At 59.8% G+C, this 23,493-nt stretch carries 26 protein-coding genes and 1 tRNA gene; 17 read left to right on the top strand and 10 right to left on the bottom strand.

What is annotated here, in order from left to right:
* Position 1 precedes the first annotated feature (1 nt).
* The 3 genes from rpmG to SynA1544_RS06985 are packed head-to-tail and all read left to right on the top strand — an operon-like array spanning position 2 to position 2,497.
* On the top strand, positions 2–196 hold the full coding sequence (gene rpmG, locus SynA1544_RS06995) for a 50S ribosomal protein L33 (protein WP_006851071.1): 195 nt from the start codon (positions 2–4) through the stop codon (positions 194–196).
* Positions 197–234: 38 nt separating this feature from the next.
* Positions 235–456 (top strand): 30S ribosomal protein S18, encoded by a 222-nt coding sequence (gene rpsR / locus SynA1544_RS06990; RefSeq protein WP_006041316.1) that lies wholly within the window; start codon positions 235–237, stop codon positions 454–456.
* A gap of 10 nt (positions 457–466) precedes the next feature.
* Positions 467–2,497, top strand: a complete 2,031-nt coding sequence (locus SynA1544_RS06985) for a ribonuclease catalytic domain-containing protein (protein ID WP_186515337.1) — start codon at positions 467–469, stop codon at positions 2,495–2,497.
* On the opposite strand, the gene SynA1544_RS06980 is transcribed toward SynA1544_RS06985, so the two are convergent.
* On the bottom strand, positions 2,485–4,272 hold the full coding sequence (locus SynA1544_RS06980) for an FAD-dependent oxidoreductase (RefSeq protein WP_186515336.1): 1,788 nt from the start codon (positions 4,270–4,272) through the stop codon (positions 2,485–2,487). The genes SynA1544_RS06985 and SynA1544_RS06980 overlap by 13 nt on opposite strands.
* An 86-nt stretch (positions 4,273–4,358) precedes the next feature.
* Between SynA1544_RS06980 and metG the strand changes: the two genes are divergently transcribed.
* Both metG and lptC read left to right on the top strand, forming a co-directional pair.
* Positions 4,359–5,903, top strand: a complete 1,545-nt coding sequence (gene metG / locus SynA1544_RS06975; protein ID WP_186515335.1) for a methionine--tRNA ligase — start codon at positions 4,359–4,361, stop codon at positions 5,901–5,903.
* Positions 5,890–7,056, top strand: coding sequence for an LPS export ABC transporter periplasmic protein LptC (lptC, locus tag SynA1544_RS06970; RefSeq protein ID WP_255477765.1), 1,167 nt, complete (start codon positions 5,890–5,892; stop codon positions 7,054–7,056). The genes metG and lptC overlap by 14 nt, the downstream gene beginning before the upstream one ends.
* On the opposite strand, the gene SynA1544_RS06965 is transcribed toward lptC, so the two are convergent.
* On the bottom strand, positions 7,001–7,651 hold the full coding sequence (locus SynA1544_RS06965) for a cofactor assembly of complex C subunit B (protein ID WP_186515334.1): 651 nt from the start codon (positions 7,649–7,651) through the stop codon (positions 7,001–7,003). The genes lptC and SynA1544_RS06965 overlap by 56 nt on opposite strands.
* Positions 7,652–7,698: 47 nt before the next feature.
* Here SynA1544_RS06965 and SynA1544_RS06960 point away from each other — a divergent pair, with 47 nt between their 5' ends.
* The 6 genes from SynA1544_RS06960 (at position 7,699) to SynA1544_RS06935 (ending at position 12,183) form a co-directional block, all read left to right on the top strand.
* Positions 7,699–8,121 carry a tellurite resistance TerB family protein gene (locus SynA1544_RS06960; RefSeq protein ID WP_255477764.1) on the top strand — a complete coding sequence of 141 codons (423 nt, stop codon included), beginning with the start codon at positions 7,699–7,701 and terminating at the stop codon, positions 8,119–8,121.
* 33 nt (positions 8,122–8,154) lie between these two features.
* Positions 8,155–8,826, top strand: coding sequence for a photosystem II repair protein Psb32 (gene psb32 / locus SynA1544_RS06955; protein WP_186515333.1), 672 nt, complete (start codon positions 8,155–8,157; stop codon positions 8,824–8,826).
* A 27-nt stretch (positions 8,827–8,853) separates the two neighbouring features.
* Entirely contained in the window at positions 8,854–10,002 is a 1,149-nt protein-coding gene (pxcA, locus tag SynA1544_RS06950) for a proton extrusion protein PcxA (protein ID WP_186515332.1), read from the top strand.
* The gene (cobU, locus tag SynA1544_RS06945) at positions 9,989–10,573 is read left to right on the top strand and encodes a bifunctional adenosylcobinamide kinase/adenosylcobinamide-phosphate guanylyltransferase (protein WP_186515331.1); all 585 of its coding nucleotides are present in this window, start codon (positions 9,989–9,991) and stop codon (positions 10,571–10,573) included. Before pxcA ends, cobU begins: the two co-directional genes overlap by 14 nt.
* A complete protein-coding gene (locus SynA1544_RS06940; protein ID WP_186515330.1) occupies positions 10,570–11,061 on the top strand; it encodes a tRNA (cytidine(34)-2'-O)-methyltransferase in 492 nt (163 codons plus the stop codon). Before cobU ends, SynA1544_RS06940 begins: the two co-directional genes overlap by 4 nt.
* A gap of 72 nt (positions 11,062–11,133) precedes the next feature.
* A complete protein-coding gene (locus SynA1544_RS06935) occupies positions 11,134–12,183 on the top strand; it encodes a peptidoglycan DD-metalloendopeptidase family protein (protein ID WP_186515329.1) in 1,050 nt (349 codons plus the stop codon).
* Positions 12,184–12,245: 62 nt separating this feature from the next.
* Here SynA1544_RS06935 and SynA1544_RS06930 read toward each other — a convergent pair.
* Both SynA1544_RS06930 and SynA1544_RS06925 read right to left on the bottom strand, forming a co-directional pair.
* Positions 12,246–12,319 (bottom strand) — tRNA-Met (locus SynA1544_RS06930).
* A 47-nt stretch (positions 12,320–12,366) separates the two neighbouring features.
* Entirely contained in the window at positions 12,367–12,675 is a 309-nt protein-coding gene (locus tag SynA1544_RS06925) for a hypothetical protein (RefSeq protein WP_186515328.1), read from the bottom strand.
* A 121-nt stretch (positions 12,676–12,796) separates the two neighbouring features.
* Between SynA1544_RS06925 and SynA1544_RS06920 the strand changes: the two genes are divergently transcribed.
* Complete coding sequence (locus tag SynA1544_RS06920; protein WP_114989138.1) at positions 12,797–13,399, top strand: peroxiredoxin; 603 nt, start codon at positions 12,797–12,799, stop codon at positions 13,397–13,399.
* A gap of 43 nt (positions 13,400–13,442) precedes the next feature.
* Here the strand turns inward: SynA1544_RS06920 and SynA1544_RS06915 are convergent, their stop codons facing one another.
* Together SynA1544_RS06915 and ftsH are read right to left on the bottom strand one after the other, a co-directional pair.
* Positions 13,443–16,187, bottom strand: coding sequence for a UPF0182 family protein (locus tag SynA1544_RS06915; RefSeq protein ID WP_186515327.1), 2,745 nt, complete (start codon positions 16,185–16,187; stop codon positions 13,443–13,445).
* On the bottom strand, positions 16,184–17,983 hold the full coding sequence (gene ftsH / locus SynA1544_RS06910) for an ATP-dependent zinc metalloprotease FtsH (RefSeq protein WP_186515326.1): 1,800 nt from the start codon (positions 17,981–17,983) through the stop codon (positions 16,184–16,186). Before ftsH ends, SynA1544_RS06915 begins: the two co-directional genes overlap by 4 nt.
* A gap of 87 nt (positions 17,984–18,070) precedes the next feature.
* On the opposite strand from ftsH, the gene rpmF reads away from it, so the two are divergent.
* Positions 18,071–18,247, top strand: coding sequence for a 50S ribosomal protein L32 (gene rpmF / locus SynA1544_RS06905; protein ID WP_006851068.1), 177 nt, complete (start codon positions 18,071–18,073; stop codon positions 18,245–18,247).
* On the opposite strand, the gene SynA1544_RS06900 is transcribed toward rpmF, so the two are convergent.
* The 3 genes from SynA1544_RS06900 to SynA1544_RS06890 are packed head-to-tail and all read right to left on the bottom strand — an operon-like array spanning position 18,211 to position 20,265.
* Positions 18,211–19,188, bottom strand: a complete 978-nt coding sequence (locus tag SynA1544_RS06900) for a phosphoribulokinase (protein ID WP_186515325.1) — start codon at positions 19,186–19,188, stop codon at positions 18,211–18,213. The genes rpmF and SynA1544_RS06900 overlap by 37 nt on opposite strands.
* Complete coding sequence (locus tag SynA1544_RS06895) at positions 19,178–19,489, bottom strand: DUF565 domain-containing protein (RefSeq protein ID WP_186515324.1); 312 nt, start codon at positions 19,487–19,489, stop codon at positions 19,178–19,180. The genes SynA1544_RS06900 and SynA1544_RS06895 overlap by 11 nt, the downstream gene beginning before the upstream one ends.
* Positions 19,486–20,265: an HAD-IA family hydrolase gene (locus tag SynA1544_RS06890; protein WP_186515323.1), complete on the bottom strand. Its 780-nt coding sequence runs from the start codon at positions 20,263–20,265 to the stop codon at positions 19,486–19,488. The genes SynA1544_RS06895 and SynA1544_RS06890 overlap by 4 nt, the downstream gene beginning before the upstream one ends.
* A gap of 32 nt (positions 20,266–20,297) precedes the next feature.
* Between SynA1544_RS06890 and recJ the strand changes: the two genes are divergently transcribed.
* The gene (recJ, locus tag SynA1544_RS06885; protein ID WP_186515322.1) at positions 20,298–22,196 is read left to right on the top strand and encodes a single-stranded-DNA-specific exonuclease RecJ; all 1,899 of its coding nucleotides are present in this window, start codon (positions 20,298–20,300) and stop codon (positions 22,194–22,196) included.
* A 10-nt stretch (positions 22,197–22,206) separates the two neighbouring features.
* On the opposite strand, the gene psb30 is transcribed toward recJ, so the two are convergent.
* A complete protein-coding gene (gene psb30 / locus SynA1544_RS06880) occupies positions 22,207–22,314 on the bottom strand; it encodes a photosystem II reaction center protein Ycf12/Psb30 (protein ID WP_025362280.1) in 108 nt (35 codons plus the stop codon).
* A 108-nt stretch (positions 22,315–22,422) separates the two neighbouring features.
* On the opposite strand from psb30, the gene SynA1544_RS06875 reads away from it, so the two are divergent.
* Genes SynA1544_RS06875 through SynA1544_RS06865 form a run of 3 tightly spaced genes read left to right on the top strand, consistent with a single transcriptional unit; the run spans position 22,423 to position 23,439 of the window.
* Positions 22,423–22,797, top strand: a complete 375-nt coding sequence (locus SynA1544_RS06875; RefSeq protein ID WP_186515321.1) for a YkgJ family cysteine cluster protein — start codon at positions 22,423–22,425, stop codon at positions 22,795–22,797.
* Positions 22,787–23,119, top strand: coding sequence for a TMEM165/GDT1 family protein (locus SynA1544_RS06870; RefSeq protein ID WP_186515320.1), 333 nt, complete (start codon positions 22,787–22,789; stop codon positions 23,117–23,119). Before SynA1544_RS06875 ends, SynA1544_RS06870 begins: the two co-directional genes overlap by 11 nt.
* A 2-nt stretch (positions 23,120–23,121) precedes the next feature.
* Positions 23,122–23,439, top strand: a complete 318-nt coding sequence (locus SynA1544_RS06865; protein WP_115132611.1) for a TMEM165/GDT1 family protein — start codon at positions 23,122–23,124, stop codon at positions 23,437–23,439.
* Positions 23,440–23,493: the final 54 nt, after the last annotated feature.

The following is a 23,493-nucleotide window of genomic DNA, read 5'->3' as shown; positions in this document are numbered from 1 at the left end:
TATGGCCAAGAACAAGGGCGTCCGGATCGTGATCACTCTCGAGTGCACCGAATGCCGGTCCAATCCCGCCAAGCGTTCACCCGGCGTGTCTCGCTACACGACGGAAAAGAACCGCCGGAACACCACCGAACGGCTGGAGATCAAAAAGTTCTGTCCCCACTGCAACAAGTCCACGCTCCATAAGGAGATCAAGTGACCTTGCAGGTCCGTCTTTCCTCCATCCGTTCCTGAGTCATGTCCAGCTCCTTCTTCAAGAAGCGTCTTTCTCCGATCAAGCCCGGTGATCCCATCGATTACAAGGATGTGGATCTTCTCAAGAAGTTCATCACCGAACGCGGCAAGATTCTTCCCCGTCGCCTCACCGGCCTCACCGCCAAGCAGCAGCGCGATCTCACCAACGCCGTCAAGCGTGCCCGCATCGTTGCCCTTCTGCCGTTTGTGAACCCCGAAGGTTGATCCTCGGGCGTTGAACAATTCAATCCAACCCGGAGACACCGTCGCGGTTGTTCTCAAGGGTTCTCCTCTCTTCGGCCGTCTTCTGTCCATCAAGGGCAGCAAGGCGGTTCTTTCTTTTGGTGGTCAACGTCGTGACCAGGGCCTGCCCCTGCGCGATCTGATTGCCATCGATCCCGAGCATCTGTTCGATGGCAGTGAACTACCTGCCCCTGAGCAGGTGCAGGACAGCGCTCCATCAGCGCGGGCCGTTGTGGAGGCCTGGCAGCTGTTGGAAACGGATCAACCGGGGGGATTGGCTCGGCTGAGCCTCTGCGAGCTGGGCGAGTTGGTGTTGACCCCGCTCAACCTCGCTGGTCTGGCAGCGCTGTGGGCCTGGCTGCATGGAAACCAACAGTTGTTCCGCTGGCGTCGTGACCGTTTGATCCAGCCACTCTCCCGCGAAGAGAGGGCCAGCCTGCGGCGCCAACGCCGAGCTGAGCGGCAGGCGCATCAGCATGAACAACGACAGCTCGCGTTGCTTCGGGCTGAGCGAGGCCTCAGCGACGATGAACGCCTGGAGCTGGACCCGGTTTGGGACGAGCGCTTCAGCCACTGGATTCAGTTGCTGAAAGACAATCCCGCTGCGGTGGGTTCCGACCTGGATCTCCAGCAGTGGTCGGCAGCGTTGTCGATTGGATCAGATGCCGCCGATCTTCGGCAGTGGTTGATCGTGCGTGGGTTGCTCGATCCCAATGAGCCCATTGGCCTGAGGGGCAGCGTCTGGTCCCGCTGTTTTCCCTCTGATCTGGTGGAGGAAGCGAATCGTCTTGTTGCTCTTTCGAATGAAGAGCGACCTGGGGATGAGCAACGCATCGACCTCACTCACCTGGCCACCTACAGCCTGGACGATGCGGGCACTCGAGAAATTGATGACGCGCTCTCGCTGGAGCGTCGTGATGGCGTCGATTGGATCTGGATCCACATCGCTGATCCCAGCCGTCTGATCGACATTGACTCCCCCCTTGATCAGGAAGCCAGACGTCGAGCCACCAGTTTGTATCTGGCGGAGGGTGTAATGCCCATGCTGCCTCTGGAGCTGGCGGCCGGTCCCCTCAGTCTTCGGGCTGGACAGCGCTGTGCAGCCCTCAGTGTGGCCGTTCGCCTCGATGAGGATGGTGCTGTGGCGGAGCAACGGGTTGCGCGCAGCTGGATCCGACCCCGCTATGGCCTCACCTACACCGATGGTGATGAGCTGATCGAGTTGGCACCCCCAGGGGATGAAGCCCTCTCGGATCTCTCAGGACTCCTGATGTTGCGCATGCGCTGGCGCCGTTCCAAAGGAGCCGTGATGTTTGACCGGCCTGAAGGACGCTTCCGCCGCAGCGATGGAGCCTTGGCGCTGCAGGTGATTGACCCTTCACCCTCCCGCCTGATGGTGAGTGAAGCGATGCTGCTGATGGGAGCTGTTGTGGCCGGCTTTGGTCAAGAGCACAGCCTGCCGTTGCCCTTCCGCAGTCAGCCTGCGGCGGAGCTGCCCTCCAGCGATGAACTCGATCGAATCCCCGAGGGACCAGCCCGTGATGCGGCGATCAAGCGCTGCTTGAGCCGAGGCGTGCAGGGCACGCGAGCCATGCCCCATTTCAGCCTCGGGCTTGAGGCCTATGTGCAGGCAACCTCACCGATCCGACGCTACGCCGATCTCGTCGCCCACCGGCAGATCATTGCCCAGCTCTCGGCGCTTGCACCGATGGATGAAGAGCGTCTGCGGGAAGTGATCGATGACCTCGATGATCCATTGCGCCAATCCATTCAGATCAGCCGTGAGGATCAGCGCCACTGGCAGCAGGTGTGGTTCGCCGAGCATCAGAACACCGTTTGGTCGGCCGTGTTCCTGCGCTGGCTGCGCCCGCAGGATCGCTTGGCCCTGGTTCATGTGAGCGAGCTGGCTATGGATCTGGTCGGTTGTGTGTCTGCAGCAGACCCTGCTCCTGGTGATGCTCTTGAACTCAGGGTGGGGCGTGCTGACCCGGTACGCGGTGAGCTGCAGCTTCAGTTGGCTTGATCCAGGACCTCGGTGATCCGCACCCAGGGTCCCCAGGGATTCTCAATGCCGCGGAGGTTCAGGGTTCGGCCCGAATGATCCTCGTCGGATAGCCAGCGATGGATTGCCGGTTCCAGGGTGATCAGAGGCCAGATCCTTTCAGCGGTTTCCAATTGGTAGCCCTCATGGAGGTTGCCGGTAAGCACGCCACTGAGACCAACCTCATGGGGCTGACTGGGCGCCTGGTTCACGCCAGGGGGAAGCAGCATGCTGACCCGTGGCCCTGAAAGGCGACCCATGGCGTCCAGGTGCTCAGCCTGAGCCAAGCCCTGCTCCTGTGCCTTGACCCAGTGCGGATGCCAGAGCGGCCAGTCCAAGATCGGGAGGACTGCTGCAGGGGCCTGCGGCTCATGGATCAGGGCTGACTGGATGGCCTCAACCTGCAGATCAGCAAGGTCACAGCCCTGGCGAACGGCCATGGCCGCCGCCAGACCCGCCACCTGGCCCAGATTGAGGATCAAAGGCTGCAGGCGCGTGGCCCCATTGGCCATGTGGCTGACGCTGAAGCCTTTCTCGGCCATCACAAGGTTGGAGATTGAGTCTGTGATCAGGGCATCGAAGGGGATGCAGAAGGGCGTACCGCTCCAACGTCCTCCCCAACGAACACTTTTCGGGGCGAGGGGCCAGTCGTCGCCGGGGTAGTGATGGTCATTGGCATAGGTGCCCACAGCGATGCTGGTGCAGCGTCCCTGGGCATCAATGGGGAGCGGTCCCCGCATGGCTTGTGTGGAGATCGGCAAGAGGTCGCGTTCCGTGACCGTTGTGCGACCCATCAGTCGCCGACTTTCTCGCCAGTACGGCATCAACGCCAGGCTGGGATCGGCTCCCGGGAAGGCGTTGCCGGCAGAGATCCAACCACCGCTGCATTCCTCCAGGGCCGCCAGGAAATCCTTACTGTGCCGTTGCATCTCCTGGGCCAGCCCCGCCCGAACCTCGCCATCAGCACTGAGGGCTCGATCGAGGCCGTTGTGCCAGTCGTTGCCCTCCAGGGGCCAATTCAGCATGACCAGGCCGCTGGGCAGACGGCCATAGGTGATGGTTTTCTCGAGGCCGAAGCTGGCGGTGCTCCGATCGAACGGAATCCGCGGGATCGCTGCGGCATGGCGCGGAGCGAGTTCCCCATGCAATTGGCCCATCACCACCCAGGTGGGTGACTGAATCGGTTGCTCTTGAAAGAATGCGTCGCTCTCAAGCCGGGACTGCTCGGGGGCGCTGGGTTCATCCCAGATCTCCTTCGCTTCCCACCCCCAGCGGAAGGGGGCGGACGACAGGGCAAGCAGATCACCCAGATCGCTGCCATCCACAAACACGTCGGCGGAAAAGCTTTCGACGCCATTGGCGCTGTGGATCTCCACAGACTGGAGGCGACCCTGCTTGCCGTGAACCTGTTCCAGCCTGCAGTGGGGACGCCAGTCCAGCCTGGGCTCAGCCGCCACCCAGCGTTGCAGGATCCGTTCGGCTGTTTGCGGCCTGTATCCGAAACAACTCACCCAGTTGTGGTCGAGCCCGCTCGGCTCCTCCAACTCCAACTGCCGCAGAAAGGCGCCCCAGATCCCGGTTTGCCAACAGGTGAGTTCATGGCCATCCGGGGCACAGACTCCTGCTGAACTCACCATGCCCCCCAGCCAGGGGCCAGGGGTGAGCAGTGTCGTGTCTGCTCCTGATCTTGCGCTCTGCAGCGCAGCAGCAACGCCGCCGCAGCCACCACCCCAGACCACCACGTCGCGGTGCGTCATGAGGAGGGCTGTTTCGCGTGGAGCGAGATGGGCATGCTCGTTAGAGTCTGTCGTCGCTGCGGTGCAGCGGAGTTCGAACTTTTCTGATGCCTTACACCCTTACGACTCCGCTCTATTACGTCAACGATCGTCCCCATCTGGGCAGCACTTACACGACCCTGGCCTGTGATGCCTTGGCTCGCTTTGAGCGGCTGCAGCTGGAGAAGGTGACCTTCGTGACCGGTGTTGATGAGCACGGCCAGAAGATTCAGCGCACGGCAGAACGTCAGCAGCTGAGCCCCCAGGACCACTGCGACAAGGTCAGCAGCCGGTACCGCGATCTCTGGAAGCAGTGGGGGATTTCTGACGATCGCTTTGTGCGCACCACCAACCCGCGCCACCTGGAATTGGTGGAACAGTTCTACGAACGGGTCAAGGCATCCGGCGACATCGTTGTCGGCAAGCAGACCGGCTGGTACTGCGTCGATTGCGAGGAATACAAGGATGATCCGGCCGAAGCGGAGTCGCCCTCCTGTTCGATCCACCGCAAGCCTCTCGAGTGGCGCGATGAGGAGAACCTGTTCTTTCGGCTCTCCCGCTATCAATCCGCCATTGAGGAGTTGGTGGCGCGCGATGACTTCATCGCCCCTGCCAGCCGACGACAGGAAGTGCGCAACTTCGTCGCTCAAGGTCTGCGCGACTTCTCCATTTCGCGGGTGAATGTGTCCTGGGGACTTCCGGTCCCCGACCATCCAGGCCACACCTTCTACGTCTGGTTTGATGCCCTGCTGGGTTATCTCACAGCGCTGCTTGATGATGGAGAAGCGGTATCGCTCGATCGGCTCGCCTCCTGCGGTTGGCCCGCCTCCGTGCACGTGATCGGCAAGGACATCCTTCGCTTCCATGCTGTGTTCTGGCCTGCCATGTGCATGTCTGCAGGACTGCCGGTGCCGCAAAAGGTGTTCGGCCATGGCTTCCTCACCCGTGAGGGCCAGAAGATGGGCAAATCCCTCGGCAATGTGCTGGACCCCGAACTGTTGCTGGAGCGATGCGGCAGTGATGCCGTTCGTTGGTACCTCCTGCGCGACATCCAATTCGGAGACGACGGCGATTTCCAACAGCAACGCTTTGTTGATCTGGTCAACAACGATCTGGCCAACACCATCGGCAACCTGCTGAATCGCACCTCGTCGATGGCGCGCAAATGGTTCGATGACGGCGTTCCTCCGGCAGGAGCAGCCTCAAGTGCTGACCATCCCCTTGCCCTCAAGGCTGCGGAAACCGTCAGCACGGTGATGGAGGCGATGCCCCAGCTCGCGTTCAAGACCGCGTCCGAGTCGATCCTTCAGTTGGCCATTGCCGCGAACGGTCATCTCAATGACACGGCTCCCTGGAGTCGCATGAAGGAGCCCGGTCAAGAGCAGAGCGTGGCCGAGGATTTGTTTGCTGTGCTGGAAACCACCCGCATCGTTGGACTCCTGCTTGCCCCGCTCTTGCCCGACCTCAGCGAGCGGATCCTGTCTCAACTTGGGGAAAGCCTGGATCAAGACAACTGGTCGAAACAGCTGAATTGGGGCAGGCTGTGCAGCGGTTCCGTGCTGCCGAAGCCAACACCGGTGATGCAGCGGTTGGAACTGGATGAACCGCTCTGAACAAAGCATGCTGGGTCGCTGGTCACGTTGTGGTCTGGCAGCAGCCCTTGTGGCGAGTGCATGGCTCACCGGTTGCACAACGCGGCGACCGATTGCGCTTGAACCCACGCCGTCCTTTGTCTTCCGGTCGCTGGATTTGAGCCAGCGGGCCGACGATGGCAACCGTGGCTGGGATCTCACCAGCCCCGAGGCGCGTTACGACCTGAGCAGTCGAACCATCCGTGCACGACGACCCGAGGGCGTTCTCTATCGGAATAATCAACCGCACTTCAGGATCACCGCCGATCTCGCCACGGTGTTGCGGGATGGTGAGCTCGTCGTTCTTGAAGGATCGGTCCAGCTGCGGCAGTTGAACCAACGGGGGCTGACGATTGAGGGAGACAATCTGATTTGGACGCCATCGCAGTCGCGGATGGTCATCAATCAACGTCCCAAGGCCAATGATGGTGAGACGCAAATTCGTTCACGCGAGCTGGTGTTCCAGCAGGACACCGAGGTACTGGAGTTCAAGGGCCCAACCCAGCTCAACCGTGTTGATGAAAGCAGTTCTGCTTCCACGGTGGTGAAAGGTGGTAACGGCACCTGGAATCTGAAGAGTGGTTTGTTGCAGGCGCCTGGCCCTGTGCTGGCCATCCGCAGCGATGGCCGCACGCTCAGTGCTTCAGGACTGGATGGCAACACCCGCCAGGGTTACCTCGACCTACAACAACCGGTCACGCTGGTGCTGGAAAGCGACCGCGGTCGGATCACTGCCGGCCGAACGCGTTGGCTGTTTTCTGCGGAGCAACTTCAATCCGATCAACCCATTCAGGCTGAGTTGAAAAACAGCAAGGTGCAGGGCAGGGGGTTCAAGCTTGATCAGCGCACTGGCACCGTGATCATTTCCAATTCATGTCGCGTTGAGCAGACGTTGGAAACATTGACGGCCCAACGCTGCGCTTGGAACTGGCGGAGTGAACGGGTTGTCGCTGATGGCGATGTGGTTCTGCAGCGGACCGAACCGGAGCAGATCACGCGGGCTTCGCGCATGGAGGCCAAGATTTCGGATGATGGTGCGATCCGCTTCGGCCAAGCCGGAGCGAGGGTTGAATCGACAATCAAGCTGAGTCCGGCGGCACAGGAGAAGCCTCGCCGGCCGCAAGTGTCGTTCTGAGCCGCTGGGTCCAGCCCTCAATCCACCGTTCATCGGAGCGGGTGAAACAACGGGTCGACCACCCACCCACGATCACGGCCCCCTCGTTTCCCATGGGGCAAACAACGATGGCGGGTAGTGACGGCAGCATTGCGTCGAATTCCGCTCGCCCTGGAAAGAGCGTTGTGTTGACCAAGGAAATGGTTTGCTCACGCTCCATGGCCCGTTGGGTGATCGCTCCTGGCTCGAAAGCCTCCTGACTGATCAGGCCCCGACGCAGCACCACCTGATGGCGCCAGAACACGAGCACAGATGCAGCTGGCGTCGCCGTCAACAGCATGTGGCTGCCCCAGGCCAGCTCCTGTTGTTGGTTTTCGCTGAACTGATCCGCCATCAAAAGTCCCTGTTCCCCCTGCAACGGAACTTTCTCTGCTGACTTGGGGTTCGCCCGTGTCCACAGCACAGCCACCAGCATCAGGCCCACCGCTGCCATCCCCGCCAGAACTTCGGCCCGTTGAAATTCCGGTGTCACGGTCTGCGCTACCCCTGCATTGGTCACGGTCAGACCCAGCAACAGAAGCGCACAGATCAGAACAGCTCGGGCGGGACCTGGCATCAACAGAGGGTGCTGTCAGAACGCAATCATCCTGCTCAAATACGGACATGTGCGTCTCTGCCATGACGACTCCCGAGGCTTTTGCTGCTGTTGCCCTTGCCGCTATTGCCTGTGATGGAAGGTTGGGGCGGGATGAGGCCCATGCCCTGCGCCGTCAGCTGGAGAACCGATCGCTCTACAGCGACAGCTCTGAAGCGGCCATGGGTGAATTGTTTGACCGCCTGCTGTTGCTGTTGCGGGAGCAGGGCGTTCAGGGCTTGATCACGTCCGCCTTGCCTCAGCTCAATCGAATTCAGCAGCAGTCCGCCCTGGCTGTGGCAGCGCATCTGGTGCATGCCGACCGCAAGATCACAGCGGAGGAAACCGATCTCCTCGACCAGCTCACCCGTCAGATGACTCTGCCCGACAACGAAGCCCGCATGGTTGTTGAGGCAATTGCAGCTTTGAACCGCGACATGCTGGACAGCTAACGGCAGACTGAGGCAGTCATGACGCTTGAAGGGATGCCCCGTTCCGCCCGACGCCTGTTGGCCAGCCTGCTCAGTTTCGGGGTCTGTCTTCTCCTCTGGGCCCCAGCCAGTCTGGCGATCTCACCTGCTGCCTTGGGTGAAAGCCTGCCGGATGCATTGGTGATCGACGATGCCGATGTGTTCAGCCGCGCCAGCCGTGGTGAATTGGAAACGAAATTACGCAGCTTTGAAGATCAACGTGTCGATGCCCGCCTGATCACGCTTCGGCGTTTGGATTACGGCATCACCTTGAACAGCTTCGGTGAGGAACTCCTCGAGACGTGGAGCTCACCCAGCGGCAATCCCTTGCTGCTGATGTTGATCGAAGCCTCGAACAAGCGTTCCGCCGTGGTGGCCAATCAGGAGCTTGAGGCACAGCTTCCGCCCAGCCTGCTGAAGAGCACTGCCCGTACAACGATGACTGTGCCCCTGCGGGAGGGCGATCGTTATCGCCAGGCATCCGTTGATGGACTCACCCGACTTTCAACCGTTCTCTCGGGTGGCGAGGATCCCGGCCCTCCGCAGGAGATCGAACGGGTCACCCTGCCCACCAACATTCCCACCAAGGCGGAAACCGCTGAAAGCGATGCCACCAAGTGGGTGGTCATCCTGTTGGTGCTTGGAACCATCATTCCGATGGCCACCTGGTGGGTGTTCTCGCGCTGATGACCCGACTGCGTTGAGCCGACTGCAATGAGCCGCCGTAACTGGATCAACCTGTTCAGCAACAGCCAAGCGATCGAGCTCTCCAGTGATCTTGAGCGTGGCTACGAGGCGGCTCTGCTCATCCAAAGCCTGGAGTTGGAGTACTACGGCGACCGGCAGATTCGGCCGGAGCTCAAGCTCTCCGTGCCGCGCTCTGTTCAGGCCACGATTCTTCGCCGCTTCAAAACCGCGCTGGCCATCTGCCGCAATACAGCAGCAACTCTTTCGAAACAACGGGGCCAACTGGATTCCCAGGAGTTGCGTCAACTTCAACTGATTGAATCCGTCGTGAGCCGCTATGGATCGCGACGATCCAGCAGTTCGCCGTCGATCAGCCGCTCACCGGATGCCCTCCCCCGATCGCTTCTGGGTGTCTTCGACAGCATTCGCCTCCAGTTGGATCCCTCAACGGAAGACAGCGTCGTGGCGGGGTATCGACGCCGACGGGACAGCACGCTGATTTCCCTGAGGATTCTGCTTCTTCTCGTTCTGGTTCCCTTGCTTGTCCAGCAGATTGCTGGCACCTATCTGATCTCGCCTGCGGTGAATCAGTTTTCCCCCGAACTCCCTTTCCTGAGCTACCCGAAGCCTCAGCTGGAAGAGAAGGCGGCTGAAAAACTTCGGCTCTACAAGCAAGAACTGGAATTCGATGCCTTCCTCAAGGGCGCGCAGCCCCTTGATGATGGTGCGCTGCGCGACAAGCTCACCGAAAAGGCGACTGAGCTCAAGCACGATGCCGATGAGGAAAGTCTCAAGGCGATCAAGAATGTGTTTGCGGATCTGGCGGGCCTGATCGCTTTCGCCGTGGTGTGTTTTCTGAGCCGCGATGAACTGCGTGTTCTGCGTGGATTTGTTGATGAGGCGGTTTACGGGCTGAGTGATTCCGCCAAGGCCTTCGCCATCATCCTGTTCACCGACATTTTCGTGGGTTATCACAGCCCGGAAGGTTGGTCGGTCTTGCTGGAAGGGATAGCCGAGCATTTCGGCCTTCCCTCCAGCCAAAGTTTCGTCAACCTCTTCATCGCGACATTCCCGGTGGTGTTGGCGACGATCTTCAAGTATTGGATTTTCAGATACCTCAACCGTGTGTCTCCGTCTTCCGTCGCGACGCTGAAGGGAATGAATGGCAGTGGTTGACCTCTCTTCCTCAGTGGAGCCCCCCGTTGCCGGCCAGACCAGCCGGCTGATCCTGGTGAGTGGGCCAACCCGCAGTGGCAAGAGCCGCTGGGCTGAGCACCTGTTGAAACACCACCCTGTTGTCACCTACATCGCCACGGCGGCCGCCAGGCCGGATGACCGTGATTGGCAAAAGCGTTTGGAGGCCCACCGGCAGCGGCGGCCCGACCATTGGAGCGTTTCTGAATGTGGGGCAGAGCTGGTGAGCGTGATCAATGGCCTGGCTCCCGGGCAATCTGTTCTGATTGATGCCCTCGGTGGCTTTGTTGCCCACCACCTGGACCTCACTGCCCAGGAGTGGGATCAGCTCTGTGAACAGCTGATTGCCTCGATCAGGGCATCGCACTGCACGTTTGTTCTGGTGATCGAAGAGACAGGCTGGGGCGTCGTTCCCCCAACACGAATCGGAGGCTTGTTCCGTGATCGTCTCGGAACCCTCGCGCAGGCACTTGACCCCGTTGCTGACGCTGCCTGGCTCGTTCTCCAGGGTCGTGCACTTGATCTTCATGCCCTTGGCCAGGTAGTGCCATGACTGAGATCGCCCCCCTGCGGATTGCCCTGTTCGAACCTCAGATCCCTCCGAACACCGGCAACATCGCCCGCACCTCGGCGGCCTTCAGGGTGCCGTTGACCCTGATTGAACCCCTCGGCTTCAAGGTGGACGATCGGAGCGTTCGTCGTGCCGGACTTGATTACTGGCCCCACGTTCAGCTTTCCATCGCTTCGAACTTTGCCGAGTTCCAAGCTGAGCTTCGTCCTGAGCAGAGGTTGATCGGCTGCAGTCGTCGTGGTGGTTCATCGCTCTCCTCGTTCACGTTTCAACGTGGAGATGTTCTGCTGTTTGGCCGGGAAGACACGGGGCTACCGGAACCGGTTCGCGAAGCCTGCGACAGCATCCTCACGATCCCCATGCCTGGAGCTGCTGATGACGCAGGCCAGGGAGGTGTTCGCAGCCTCAATCTTTCCGTGGCCTGCGCCCTGGTGACCTACGTGGCTGGACAGCAGTTGCGGTTGTGGTGATCCCACCACTGCTCCAAACCCCCTTGCGCGGGGATGTTCGGCTCGTTACCTTCAACGCGTCTCAGTGGTTTCATGCGCGCAACGCTTGCTCTGGCAGCTGCTGTAACCCCTGTTCTGTCCCTGGGTCTGTGGAGTTCTCTGCCCGGGATTGCCGATAACACCACTTTTGATCTTGCCGAGCTGCCCCCTCTGCCAGCTCTCTCCCCGAACAATCCCGTTGCTGTTGTCAGCAAAGTCGAATCCAGCACTCAGATCTGGTTCAAAGTTGTTCGTGCCACGTCCCTGCGGCGTTTCGCTGAGCTGTTGAAGCTCGATCGTGAGGAGCTGGCCTCGTTGAACAACCTGCCAAGCTCCCACGTTTTTGAAAAAGAGAGTTGGCTTTCCCTGCCGGTCTCCGCACGGGGTGTTGCCGTGACGTTGTCGTCACTCAACCGCTCCAGTGAACGTCAGACGCTTCCGGTTTCTGCCCAACCAACGATTCATACCCTCGCGAAAATCCAGAAAGGCGATTCGCTGGCTTCGTTCCTTCAGCGCCACGGTGTTACTCAAGAACAGCTCAAGGCCTGGAATCCTGGCCTTGAGCTGAGTGCTTTGACAGTTGGCCGGGAACTGCAGGTCGCCCAGGCTGGCTCGAGGCAGTCCCTTCTTGCTGTTCGTCCGCTGCGGAGTGGAGGTGCTGCTTGGCCTGCTCAAACTCGCCTGCCATTAGCCGATCAGCCCAACAGGCTCAAACCACCAATCGTGGGTTACCAATGGCCGACCAAGGGTGTTTTCACATCCGGTTATGGATGGCGCTGGGGACGCATGCACAAAGGCATTGATATCGCCAACAACACTGGAACGCCCATTGTTGCCGCTCGCGATGGGATCGTCACTTACTCCGGCTGGAGCGGTGCCTACGGCTATCTGGTCGAAGTCGCCCACAGCGACGGTGAATCGACGCGGTACGCCCATAACAGCCGCCTTCTGGTCAAAAAAGGGCAGATGGTGCCCCGGGGTGCTCGCATTTCACTGATGGGAAGCACCGGACGAAGCACCGGACCTCACCTTCACTTTGAAATCCGTCGGGCCGGTGGCGCTGCTCTCAATCCCCTGGTCAAACTACCGGCACGCAAGGCCTGAATCAGGCATGCCCGAACTCAACGAGAGTTCGAACGAGCTGATCAACAGCATGAATCAATGAATGTCAGAGGGGAGACTTGAACTCCCGACCTCAGGGTTATGAATCCTGTGCTCTAACCAGCTGAGCTACTCTGACGCAGGCCCTTCAGGCCAGTACCCATCATACATCTCAGGGGTTCAGCCTCAGCGCATGTCGATGGCATTAAGGCGATCGCGGAAGGATTTCGGTTGATCGTCCTTGGTGAGTGGGGGTGCCGTCTCGACAACCGGTGTTGGAGCTGGAGCTGGGGCCGGCTCGATGCTCCGCGTTGCCGTTGAACGTCGGGTTGCGCCGCGATTCCCGACCAGAGTCTTCAGCTGGCCAGTGCGCTGGTCTCGATCCAGGGGTTTCTTGCGCAGATCTCCCTTCAGCTGGTTCAGCAGACGGAAATGTCCGGTGGAACTGAACTTGCGCAGGAGCGCAGGATCCCAGCTCGTGAGTTGGTCAGTCATCACCTGAGTTTATGGCGACGGATGGCTAGGGTCGTGATAGGTTCAAACCTGATACTGGAAGTCGAATCGACTACGTGTTAAGTCGTTCGCGGCCTTCAGCTCACTCATTCACCTCCCGAACATGACCGACACCGGTTGCTTGCGTGTGGGCCAGCAGGCCCCTGATTTCACAGCCACCGCTGTGGTGGACCAGGAGTTCAAGGAAGTCACCCTGTCCCAGTACCGGGGCAAGTACGTGGTGCTGTTCTTCTATCCACTGGATTTCACCTTCGTTTGTCCTACTGAGATCACGGCCTTCAGCGACCGCTACGCCGATTTCTCCAGCAAGAACACCGAGGTTCTCGGCGTTTCCGTGGACAGCCAGTTCAGCCACCTGGCCTGGATCCAGACCCCTCGCAATCAGGGTGGCCTGGGCGATATCAACTATCCCCTCGTTGCCGACCTGAAGAAGGAGATCTCCACGGCCTACAACGTTCTCGACGAGGCTGAGGGTGTTGCCCTGCGTGGTCTGTTCATCATCGACCCCGACGGTGTGATCATGCACGCCACCATCAACAACCTGCCTGTGGGACGGAACGTTGATGAAACCCTGCGCGTTCTGCAGGCCTTCCAGTACGTGCAGTCCAACCCCGACGAGGTTTGCCCTGCCAACTGGACTCCTGGCGAAAAGACCATGAAGCCTGACCCCAAGGGTTCCAAGGAGTACTTCTCCGCCATCGGCTGATCGTTCGATCATCCCGATCGGTCACTTCGTTTTGCCCTGCCCGTCAAACGGGTGGGGCTTTTTTCATGAGTTGATCCAAAGCAAGATTGAGGTCGCGGTCCATGGCAACCAATCGGCCGTCACTCACAACAATCCTGGCCAGAGAAGGCAGCCCCACCTTCTTGGTGCGCAGATACACCGGTTCCACATAGAGAAGTCCGGAGCCCACGGGAAGCACAAGCAGGTTCCCCTGCAGAAGTTCCAGATCCTCCTGATCCCATAGACCAAACTGCTCGCTCACATCTGGATCCTGATGAATCAGAGCCTGAACCTGTTCAGGACCGGGAATGTATTTGTCTTTGGGAAAGTCGATCAGTTTCAGTTCACCGTAGTGATCGCCATCGTTCCGAGCCACCAACCACGCCGTGAGATTTGGCCTTGATAAGGGGGTCAGGGGTTGGAGCAGCAGAAATTCAGAGTTGTCGTTGCTTTGAAGCTGAGCCGTGATGTGATACGGAGCAACATCAACTTTGCGGCCGCCGTAGATCTCGCTTGGCACCTGCCAAACATCATCACTGTTGTAGAAAATTCTGGGATTCGAAACGTGGTACCGCTTCAATTGGTTGACCTGGGCATTGAAGAAGTCCTCAGGAACTCTGCGGTGATCAAGAAAAGCCTTTGGCATTGCCTCCATCGGCTCCATCAAGCCTGGAAAAGCGTGAGCCCAGGCCATCACAATTGGATCCTCAGGCTCCGAGATGAAAAACCGAATGCTGCCGTTATAAGCATCAACGATGGCCTTCACTGAGTTTCTTAAATACCGATCCGGATCATCTGCTGAGACCGCTGCGCTGTAGGGCAGAGTTGAACTGTGGGTGTAACCCTCGACAACCCAATACTGATGTTGCCTGCGTTGTTCTGAAGTTGCCGTGGTGGTGTTGGAGCTGTCTTGCTCAGGGTTTGGAATGGAGATCAGGTAGGGCTCACCACGAAAATCAATGAATGGAGCGATGGCCTCAACCCGACTGCGCACATCACGCCGGATCAAAAGTTTGGAATCAGCATTGATCGTTGTGGTGATCAGCAATCGAGGGTCACGCAGATAAACAGCTGCTGCGAATCGCTGAAGCCAGGATCCAATCGGTACTCCGCCAGCACCCTGATAGTGCGTCATCACATTGATGTCGCCTTCGGGGTAGTCGAATTCTTCAATCTGCGTTGGAGCGATGGCATAGGGCGAAGGAAGCATCCCGTAATAGATCGCCGCATCACCAACGGGGATGGCCTCCTGCACCTCCGAACGTTCAATCCCCAGTTCTGGATTTCCCTCAATGACTGTTTCTGGGCCAAGACCTTTAATGAAATACGAGGGAAGGCCATCACTGCTTCTGTCATTCACCGGACTGACGGTGAATCCATAGCCATGGGTGAAGATGAAGTGACGGTTCTGCCAGGTTTTGGATTGACGCGGTAACGCGGATTGATCCAATTCGCGGGCCGAGAGGATCACTTGCTGCGACGAATCGCTGTTTTCATTCAGCGGGTAGCGATCAACAGCAGCATTGGAAAAGCGGTAGTACACCCTCAGTTGCTGCAGTTGCCGGTTGGCTTCCAGCAGAGGGCTGCTGTCCCAGAGACGCACATTTTCGAGCGTGCTAACACCTTGCTCGCGATCAGCGGTGCTGAACCTTGTCGGGTCGACGACCTGACTCTTGATCTGATCCAACTGGAAGCCCCATTGCGTGGCCTCAATGGCATTGTTCAGATAGCGCTCTTGCAGTGCAAATTCCCTTGGCCGCACCACCAGCCAGCGCGTTAACGGAGTTGCCACCGTTTCCAACACCACAAGAGACACCAAGACCAGTGCAAGGCCCTGACGGAGGCGTCGCCGGCACGGGACAAGAAGTGCAAATGCGATCAGCACCAGCAGCAGTGTGGCGAAGCCGCGCAACGGAAGGGTCATGTGGGCCTGGAGCCAGCCCGCCCCTGCCACAAGGCCGTGTTGGGTCCACAGCAGCTGATGCCTCGATAACCACACCTGCCCCGCCACTCCGACCAGCAGAAGCGCCGAAAGCAACCTGAACAGTTGGATCTGTCGCGCAGAGAAGGCTGGACTGGCCCAGTCAGAAATCGATTTTGAGCTCGCCAGCACCCGCCAGAGCTCAAAGGCGAGGGTGAACGCGGCAGCCAAGAGCAGCATGTCCAGGGCCAGATGCAATCCTGCAAAACGCCCCAAGCCGAAGCTCAGATCCGCTCCCAGCAAGGGGTCTCTCGTGGATTCATCGGGAATCCATAGCGCCAGCGACCAGATGCCCCACGCCCGGCTGACGACAGCCACCAGCGAACCCGCCATGATCCGTGCCAGCCACAGCCTCAACCGCGGCCAGACCATCGCAAGCCCTACCGCCCCTGCCTGAACGAGTCCTGCAGCTGAGCTGATGCGGTGCTGGAGCCCCGCAACTGGCTGCCATTCCCCAAGCTGAAACGGATCGTGGATGGCCAACGCCAACAGATCCAGCGTGAGCAAGGCACTGATCAGCACAGCACCACCACTGATCAACAGCGTGAATCCAAAGGACCATCCGGTCAGGCTCATCGCCTTGGATGAACTCGAGCTGTGTTGCCTGAATTGCCTTGACCAGGCCTGGGCTGCCAACAGCGGCAGCATCGCCACACCCGCGAAGAGAAGCTGCAGAAGCCAGCGCTTGAGGAGAACGTCGCTCCAGGCGAACTGATCGAACCAGAGCCACTCGATCTGCATCCGGGCTGCAACAACAACCAGCGGCAGCAGAAGGAGGAGGCGTCTCATGGGAGGCCAGCGATGTCTCTGAATCGATCACCGTTGATCGTTTCCTCGGCAATCAAAACGTCCACCAGTTGATCCATCAACTCACGGCGGGGCTCCAGCAGGGCGATGGCCTGCGCCAGAGCACTCTTGGCGAGCTGGCGGATTTGAGCGTCAATGGCCTGGCCAGTGGATTCGGCGTATCCCGGCCGTTGGTTGAACCAATCGCGCCCCAGAAAAACCTCCGTACCCGGACCCTCGAGGGCCATCGGTCCGAGGCTGGAAAAGCCAAAGCGCGTCACCATCTCCCGTGCGAGTTGCGCCACCATCTGGAGATCTCCACTGGCTCCCTGGGTGATCTCGAGCGACCCGAAAACCACTTGCTCAGCTGCTCGTCCCCCCAGGGCCACCACCAGATCAGCGAGGCAGGAGGAGCGGGTGATCAACCCGGAATCAAGCACCTCCTCGTCAGGCATGAAGCGGGTGTAACCACCGGCCCCTCCCCGGGGAAGAATCGTGACCTTGTCCACCGCGTTGGCCGCTGGAAGAAGACTGGCCACCAGGGCATGACCCACCTCGTGATAGGCGATGAGCCGTTTTTTTGCGCTGTCCTGCAAGGGACGGTTGCTCAGCCCCATGGTGATCCGCTCCAAGGCCCCCTCCAGCTGGAACTGACCGATACGGAGCATGTTCTGGCGGGCCGTGAGGATGGCCGCTTCGTTGAGAAGATTGGCGAGGTCAGCCCCGGAAAAACCCGGCGTGCGGCTCGCCCAATCCGATAGCGAGACCGCGTCGTCGAGGGGGCGAGTTCTCGCATGAACGGCGAGAATGGCCTCGCGACCTCGGCGATCGGGAAGGCCCACATCAATGCGCCGGTCGAAACGTCCTGGACGCAACAGTGCGGCGTCGAGCACGTCGGCACGGTTTGTGGCCGCCAGCAGAATCACACCGGAGTTCTCCTCAAAGCCGTCCATCTCCGTCAGGAGTTGGTTGAGGGTCTGCTCCCGTTCATCGTTGCCGCCACCGATACCAGCACCCCGCTGGCGACCCACAGCGTCGATTTCGTCAATGAAAACGATGCAGGGGGACTTTTCCTTGGCTTGGCGGAACAGATCGCGAACCCTGCTCGCACCAACACCCACGAACAGCTCAACAAACTCAGAGGCCGCGATGGAGAAGAACGGCACGCCCGCCTCGCCTGCAATCGCCTTGGCAAGAAGCGTTTTCCCGGTTCCAGGGGGGCCGACCAGCAGCACTCCCCGCGGAATCTTGGCGCCCAGGCGGATGAAGGCCTCGGGCTGCTTGAGAAAGGTGACCACCTCCTCAAGTTCCAGCCGCGCATCGTTGATGCCGGCAACATCCTCAAAACGAAGCTGAAGGTCTTCCTGGGGTTTCAACCGAGGTTGACTGCGCCCAAACCCAAGAGCTCTGTTCGCCATCTGAGCTGAACGCTTCAACAGAAACGACAAGCCGACCACCACCAGCAGAACCAACATCAGGGTTCCCGCCAGTTCGCGTCCTGCTTGTTCGCGGCGGATGTCAACAACCGTCAGGGGCGTGCCGGAGCTTTCAGCGGCCCGAAGAATTTGGTTGTCGTTGGCGAAAACAGGAACCGTGACCCGTCGGCCATCGTTGTATTCGACTCTTACCTCCCGACGACCGGGCACAAGATCCAACTGTTTGATCTCTTTCGCATCGATATCTCTCAGCAGGGTGGAGTAACTCACCGTGTCCTGCTTCGTCCAAAAACCCTGAATCGAAGAAGGTTGAGCCTTCTGAGGGGCCGCGGAACCACTGGAATCGTCCGAACCTGGTGCCACGACTTCATTGCGCTGCACGGAGCCTAGCGATTTGACGCAAGGGGGTTCCAAACGAGACAATCTCGGTTTGGAAATTCACCAGGCGCAATGGCCGTCCCGAAGAAGAAAACATCCAAGGCCAAGCGCAACCAGCGCAGCGCCACCTGGAAGGCCAAGGCAGCCGTTGCCGCCCAGCGCGCCATGTCCATCGGCAAGTCTGTGCTGAGTGGCCGCGCCCAGGGTTTTGTTTATCCGGTGAGTGAGTCCGAAGACGGCGAATCCTGAGTCGAACTCGGGAGGTGGATCCGCCGCAGAGTTCGATCCGGATCCACCTCCACAACAACATCCGCTCGCATGGTGTGAAAACTGCTCGATGGCAGCGAGCAGAGAATCATGCGGATAAAACGATCCAAGTCGGCATTCGACAGCGACGCACCGCGTTCCGCTTCAAGGGTGGCTTCCTGTTGGCGCTTCCATCGCCAAGGCGCGTTGAAGTCGGTTGCTCGCAGTTGCCAGAGTTGATCGAAACACCTCCAGGTGGGTTCGTAGTGGGCGAGCACGGGTTGCAGCTTCAGGCGCCACTCCAACTCCTGCGCCGTTAGGGGGCTCTCGAGATGGGGCTCATCCGCAGTTGCGTCGTCATTTGGGCTGCAGCCCACAAACCAACCCTCAAAAATCAGCAAGTCGGCATCGCAACGGCGCCAACCGCTTCGATCTCCTCGGCCATGGCGTTTGGCTTTGTCGAAGCAAGGCATCAGAACCTTCTCACCCTGTCGCCATGTCTGAAGACACTCCTGCAGGAGCTCCAAGTCATGGCTGCCAGGAAGCGCACGAGGCACACCCCAGGGGTTGCCCTGCATCGCCGCATCAAGCCGTTCGGCCTCGAAATAAAAGTCATCGAGAGAAACCACCTGGATCGAGAGGTGAAGTGCCCGTGCGGCAGCTTCAATCCACTGCCCCAGGGTGGTTTTCCCGCAACCTGGCAAAGCACTGAATCCGAGCAGTCGGCGTTGACCCTGCCATTGCTGGCCCAGGTTCAGAAGCGGCAGACCAACAGACCAGAGCCAATCCGGTGTCGCCTGAGGATGCCAGTGATCGATGGCGACCCGATGCCACCCAGAGTTGCGCTGCAGTGCAGACCAACTCGGAAGGTCGCCCAACTCGAGGTGCTGCAGCAACCGCTGCTGATCCTTGCTGGGGATGAGGCGTTGGCCCTCAGGATCCAACTTTGAACGCCTCCAGAACAACGGCGTAAACGAATCCAAGCCGGAGGTTGTCCAGCCAGGGAAGACGACGGCGCCCAAGAACCATCAATTCACAGGCGATGAGGGCATAGAACGCTGTGTACGTCCTGAGTTCAACAGCATCCAGGATGTAGACGGGAAGGTTGCTGCCAATGAAAAATCCGAGCAGCAGCAGCAGCAACGAAGCGCTGCGGCGCCACCAGGGGCCAGACCAGAACCGCCGGATCCCAGCGCCCCACTCGTTCTGAAGCCCCGCCAGACGTGTGCGCTGGATTGAGCTCATCGATCCGGCACCGACAGCAGGAACTCCAGATACTTCAGCGTTACTGCCCCCTCCTGGCAAGAGGCACCGGAAAGCACGGTTGCTGGCTGTCCAGGGTCCCCCAGGTGATTCAACACCGCAGCAGCCTCGCCTCCGGACTCACGCAGAGCATCGGCATCCCAGGGGGAAGGGGTCAGCAGACAACGCAGACCTGCGGCTCTTGCCGCCGAAAGACCTGCCGCAGAATCTTCGATGGCGAGGCTGGCAGCACTGTTGGCCCCACTGCGTTCGAGAGCGAGTCGGTAGCCGTCCGGTGCTGGCTTTCCCGAAGCAACGTCATCCGATGTCACCACCCCATCGAAGCTGGGAATTTGCTTCTGGATCTGTTCCAGCAGAGCCATCACCGACGCTGAACCGCTGGAGGTGACGATCCACTGCTGCACGCCGGCCCTGTTCAACTCATGCAAAAGCCTCTTCACTCCGGGACGGAGATGCACATGCCCTTGGCGGACCCGTTCCAGGTAATGGACGCGTTTGCGATCACGCACCTGCTCCAGTTGGTTCTGGCTGAGATGCACCCCACATGTTTCAGCGTGGAGGTTCACCCTGCGCAGCCCGCCAGGAATCGCCAGCAGTCTGTTGTAGAGCGATTCATCCCAAACAAAGGGGAGATCCAGTTCCTTGAAGGCCATGTTGAAGGCCGGTCGATGACCATCCATTTCCGTGTCGGCCAAGGTGCCATCCACATCCCAGAAGACCGCTGAAAGCCTGTTCACCTTGAGGAGCAGCAACGGCACAATGCTGAGACATCACCGCCTGTTGCGTTCCCTTGCCGGCTGTTCCGCTGCATTGGTCCTGGTCCCTTCCAGCCGTGGTGGAACCATCGCCATTGCAAGGGCTTGATCTGCCGCTGTCGCTGCGCTGTGTGCTGCGGCGCAGGGGATTCAGCTCAACATCCGAGGCCGAGAGCTTTCTCTCCCCTGGTGATCTACCGCCCACACGTGATCATTTCCCCGATCTCGAGCAGGCCTGTACGCGCTTGGTAGCGGCCTGCCGATCCCGTGAACGCGTCGGCATCTGTGGTGATTACGACGCCGATGGGATGACGAGCACAGCCTTGCTGTTGCGGGCGTTGGCCCCATTGGGTGCTGAGCCGGAACCTGCCATTCCCTCGCGAATGGAGGAGGGATATGGCCTCAATTCCGCCATGGTGCAGCGGCTCTACGACGATGGCGTGCGACTGCTGGTCACCGTTGATAACGGTGTTGCCGCGAGGGAAGCCCTCGAACTGGCCGCAAGTTTGTCGATGCAGGTGATCGTGACCGATCACCACACGATCCCGGCGGAACGGCCGCCCATGACCGCGCTCATACACCCGGCCACCACCCCGGAGGGCTCGCCTTACCGTGGACTCGCCGGTGTGGGGCTGGCCTATGTGCTGGCCCATGCCGTTGCCGATGTTCTGAACAAACCGGAAGCCATCCGCGTGGCCCGGGATCTGTTCTGCATCGGTACGGTGGCCGACATGGCTCCTCTGATGGGGGCCAACCGCAGTTGGTTGTTGGAGGGGCTGAACCATCTGCATCGCTCCGAGTGCAAGGGCGTGCAAGCGCTTCAGCGCCTGGCGGGTCTCGGGGAACGTCCGCTGACGGCCGAAGACATCGGGTTTCAGCTTGCACCGCGCATCAATGCAGTGGGCCGCCTTGGGGAACCGAGGCTTGTGGTGGATCTGCTCACGGCTGAAGATCCCGATTCAGCCATGGCCCTCGCACGCCGTTGTGATGATTACAACCGCCAGCGACGGGATCTCTGCGACGCGATTGAAGCGGAGGCCGTGGCGCTGGTGGAAGCGGAGTCCAGTGACGCTCTCCCCTCATTCCTGTTGTTGGCGCAAAGCCACTGGCACCACGGGGTGATTGGCATTGTTGCTGCGCGGCTGATGGAGCGCTATCACCGCCCCACCGCTCTTCTGGCCGGTGATGGAGATGGCAGTCTCCGGGCTTCGGTACGGGGACCCATCGGTTTCGCGGTGGATCGTGCCCTCTCCAAGTGCAGTGATCTACTCACCCGCTTTGGAGGCCATCCCGCTGCCGGGGGGTTCACCGTTAAAGCGGAATTCGTGCATGCTCTGCATGAGCGCCTCTGCGCCGAAGCCGATGGCTGGTTGATGACCCAGGCCCAGGGGCGTCCCGTGCAACCTGACGCTCTGCTGCAGTTGAAGGACGTGAACTGGGATCTGTGGCGCCACCTGCAATCCCTGGCCCCATTCGGCATCGGTCATCCCAAACCCCTGTTCTGGTCACGGGGGGTGAGCGTTGAGGATCGGCGCGACCTCAAAGGAGGACACCTGGCCCTGACGCTGCGCCAGGGTGAAAATGAGCGTCGCGCCATCGCCTGGCGATGGGATCCAGCGGCGCCTGTTCCCGCATGCTGTGACGTGGCTTACAGCATTTCGATCAACCGTTGGCAGGGTGAACAGCGTCTGCAGCTTGAGCTCAAGGCCATCCGTGCCCATACGGAGTTGGTGTTGATCGACCGCGGCACACGGCAGTACATCGCCCAGTTGACGGAAACTTCAGGTCTGAAGCTCACCAATGGCGAGGGTGAGACGCTTCAGGCGAGCATTCAACAAGAACAATCCCTCACCAGCGACAACGATCTGGCGAGGGATCAGCGGGTGATTCAGTTGATCGAGGAAGCCTGCCTGGGATTGGGGCTACGTCCTTGAAACAAGGCGATCAGAGTGCGCCGCGGCGGTAGAAGAGGATGAAGATGACAGCGGGACCGGCAATGGTGATCATCGCCAGGGCGGCAAAGTTGGCGATCAGGTGAATGTCAAAGCCCATGGCGATGCAGCGCTGTCCAAAATCGTTACGCCTCCCAGGCTACGGGGCTCTGTCCCAAGTGCGACGGATTGGTTCTGATCTCTGTGATGGCTTGTCACAGCTTCAATCATGAGCCGAGAGACGCCGCAATGGTCCTGCATCAAACACTGTGGAGCCTGTTGCCGACTCGCTCCGGAGGAACGGGCTGATGCCCTGGCGGCCTTGAACGAAGAGCAACAACGCACCTATCTGGCCATGGTTGGCCCTGACGGCTGGTGCATCCACTACGACACGGGCAGTCAGCGCTGCACGATTTATGAGGAGCGACCTGATTTCTGTCGTGTCAGTGGTCTGGGCCGTCTTTTTGACGTTCCCGATGATCAGTTCGATGCCTTCGCCATCACCTGTTGCCAACAACAGATCCGCAGCACCTATGGCGGCCGCAGTGGCGTGATGCGTAGGTTCAAGCGCGCTCAGACCGCGGGAGGTTCTGTTGACGAGTGAGCAAACAAGCCCTGAGTCGCGCAGCTTTGCTGCCGTGCTGTTCAGCACCTTCACCACAGTGTTTGTGGCTGAACTGGGCGACAAAACCCAGTTGGCAACGCTGTTGCTCTCGGCCCAGTCCGGCTCTCCTGTTCTGGTGTTCATCGGTGCCGCGCTGGCGTTGATTTCATCCAGCCTTGTGGGCGTTCTCGTCGGTCAATGGTTGGCCAAAGCCCTTCCGCCTGAGCGTCTTGAACTGATGGCTGGGGTGCTGATGGTGGCGCTCGGCATCTGGCTCGGTCTTCAGGCCGCCAGCTCCCTTTGGCTCAATGCAGCGAGCTGACGATGGATTTTCCCCTTCTGATCTCCACGTTCTTGACCGTGTTCCTGGCCGAACTCGGTGACAAGACCCAACTCGCCACCGTTGCCATCAGTGGCACGTCCAATCGCCCCCTGGCCGTGTTTCTCGGCTCATCATCGGCGTTGGTTCTGGCCAGTTTGCTGGGGGCCTTCGCCGGTGGTTCCGTTGCCACCGTGATTCCCAGCGATCTGCTTCAACTGCTGGCTTCCGTTGGTTTCCTCGTGATCGGTGGCCGCTTGCTGGTTCCTCTCGTCCGTGATGGTGAAGCCAACTCGGACGGGGATCAAACTTCTGAGTCCTAAAGTGATCTTTGAAGGGCTGACTCTGCACGGCCTGCTGAAGAGCGTCGACCACCC

Origin of the sequence: Synechococcus sp. A15-44, assembly GCF_014280115.1 — a bacterium.
In the GTDB taxonomy this organism is placed as follows: domain Bacteria; phylum Cyanobacteriota; class Cyanobacteriia; order PCC-6307; family Cyanobiaceae; genus Parasynechococcus.
Note: the sequence above shows the minus strand (reverse complement) of the source record. Positions and strands in the feature narration are given on the sequence as shown.

Bases quoted from the DNA above. Each gene is read 5' to 3' on its own strand.
- SynA1544_RS06960 (WP_255477764.1), top strand. From the start codon at position 7,699: ATGTGCGTCTCTGCCATGACGACTCCCGAGGCTTTTGCTGCTGTTGCC.
- psb30 (WP_025362280.1), bottom strand. From the start codon at position 22,314: ATGGGCTTTGACATTCACCTGATCGCCAACTTTGCCGCCCTGGCGATG.
- rpsR (WP_006041316.1), top strand. From the start codon at position 235: ATGTCCAGCTCCTTCTTCAAGAAGCGTCTTTCTCCGATCAAGCCCGGT.
- SynA1544_RS06965 (WP_186515334.1), bottom strand. From the start codon at position 7,651: ATGCCAGGTCCCGCCCGAGCTGTTCTGATCTGTGCGCTTCTGTTGCTG.
- pxcA (WP_186515332.1), top strand. From the start codon at position 8,854: ATGAGCCGCCGTAACTGGATCAACCTGTTCAGCAACAGCCAAGCGATC.
- rpmG (WP_006851071.1), top strand. From the start codon at position 2: ATGGCCAAGAACAAGGGCGTCCGGATCGTGATCACTCTCGAGTGCACC.
- SynA1544_RS06940 (WP_186515330.1), top strand. From the start codon at position 10,570: ATGACTGAGATCGCCCCCCTGCGGATTGCCCTGTTCGAACCTCAGATC.
- SynA1544_RS06915 (WP_186515327.1), bottom strand. From the start codon at position 16,187: ATGAGACGCCTCCTCCTTCTGCTGCCGCTGGTTGTTGTTGCAGCCCGG.
- metG (WP_186515335.1), top strand. From the start codon at position 4,359: ATGCCTTACACCCTTACGACTCCGCTCTATTACGTCAACGATCGTCCC.
- SynA1544_RS06920 (WP_114989138.1), top strand. From the start codon at position 12,797: ATGACCGACACCGGTTGCTTGCGTGTGGGCCAGCAGGCCCCTGATTTC.
- SynA1544_RS06895 (WP_186515324.1), bottom strand. From the start codon at position 19,489: ATGAGCTCAATCCAGCGCACACGTCTGGCGGGGCTTCAGAACGAGTGG.
- lptC (WP_255477765.1), top strand. From the start codon at position 5,890: ATGAACCGCTCTGAACAAAGCATGCTGGGTCGCTGGTCACGTTGTGGT.
- SynA1544_RS06980 (WP_186515336.1), bottom strand. From the start codon at position 4,272: ATGACGCACCGCGACGTGGTGGTCTGGGGTGGTGGCTGCGGCGGCGTT.
- rpmF (WP_006851068.1), top strand. From the start codon at position 18,071: ATGGCCGTCCCGAAGAAGAAAACATCCAAGGCCAAGCGCAACCAGCGC.
- SynA1544_RS06925 (WP_186515328.1), bottom strand. From the start codon at position 12,675: ATGACTGACCAACTCACGAGCTGGGATCCTGCGCTCCTGCGCAAGTTC.
- SynA1544_RS06875 (WP_186515321.1), top strand. From the start codon at position 22,423: ATGAGCCGAGAGACGCCGCAATGGTCCTGCATCAAACACTGTGGAGCC.
- SynA1544_RS06865 (WP_115132611.1), top strand. From the start codon at position 23,122: ATGGATTTTCCCCTTCTGATCTCCACGTTCTTGACCGTGTTCCTGGCC.
- psb32 (WP_186515333.1), top strand. From the start codon at position 8,155: ATGCCCCGTTCCGCCCGACGCCTGTTGGCCAGCCTGCTCAGTTTCGGG.
- SynA1544_RS06935 (WP_186515329.1), top strand. From the start codon at position 11,134: ATGCGCGCAACGCTTGCTCTGGCAGCTGCTGTAACCCCTGTTCTGTCC.
- cobU (WP_186515331.1), top strand. From the start codon at position 9,989: ATGGCAGTGGTTGACCTCTCTTCCTCAGTGGAGCCCCCCGTTGCCGGC.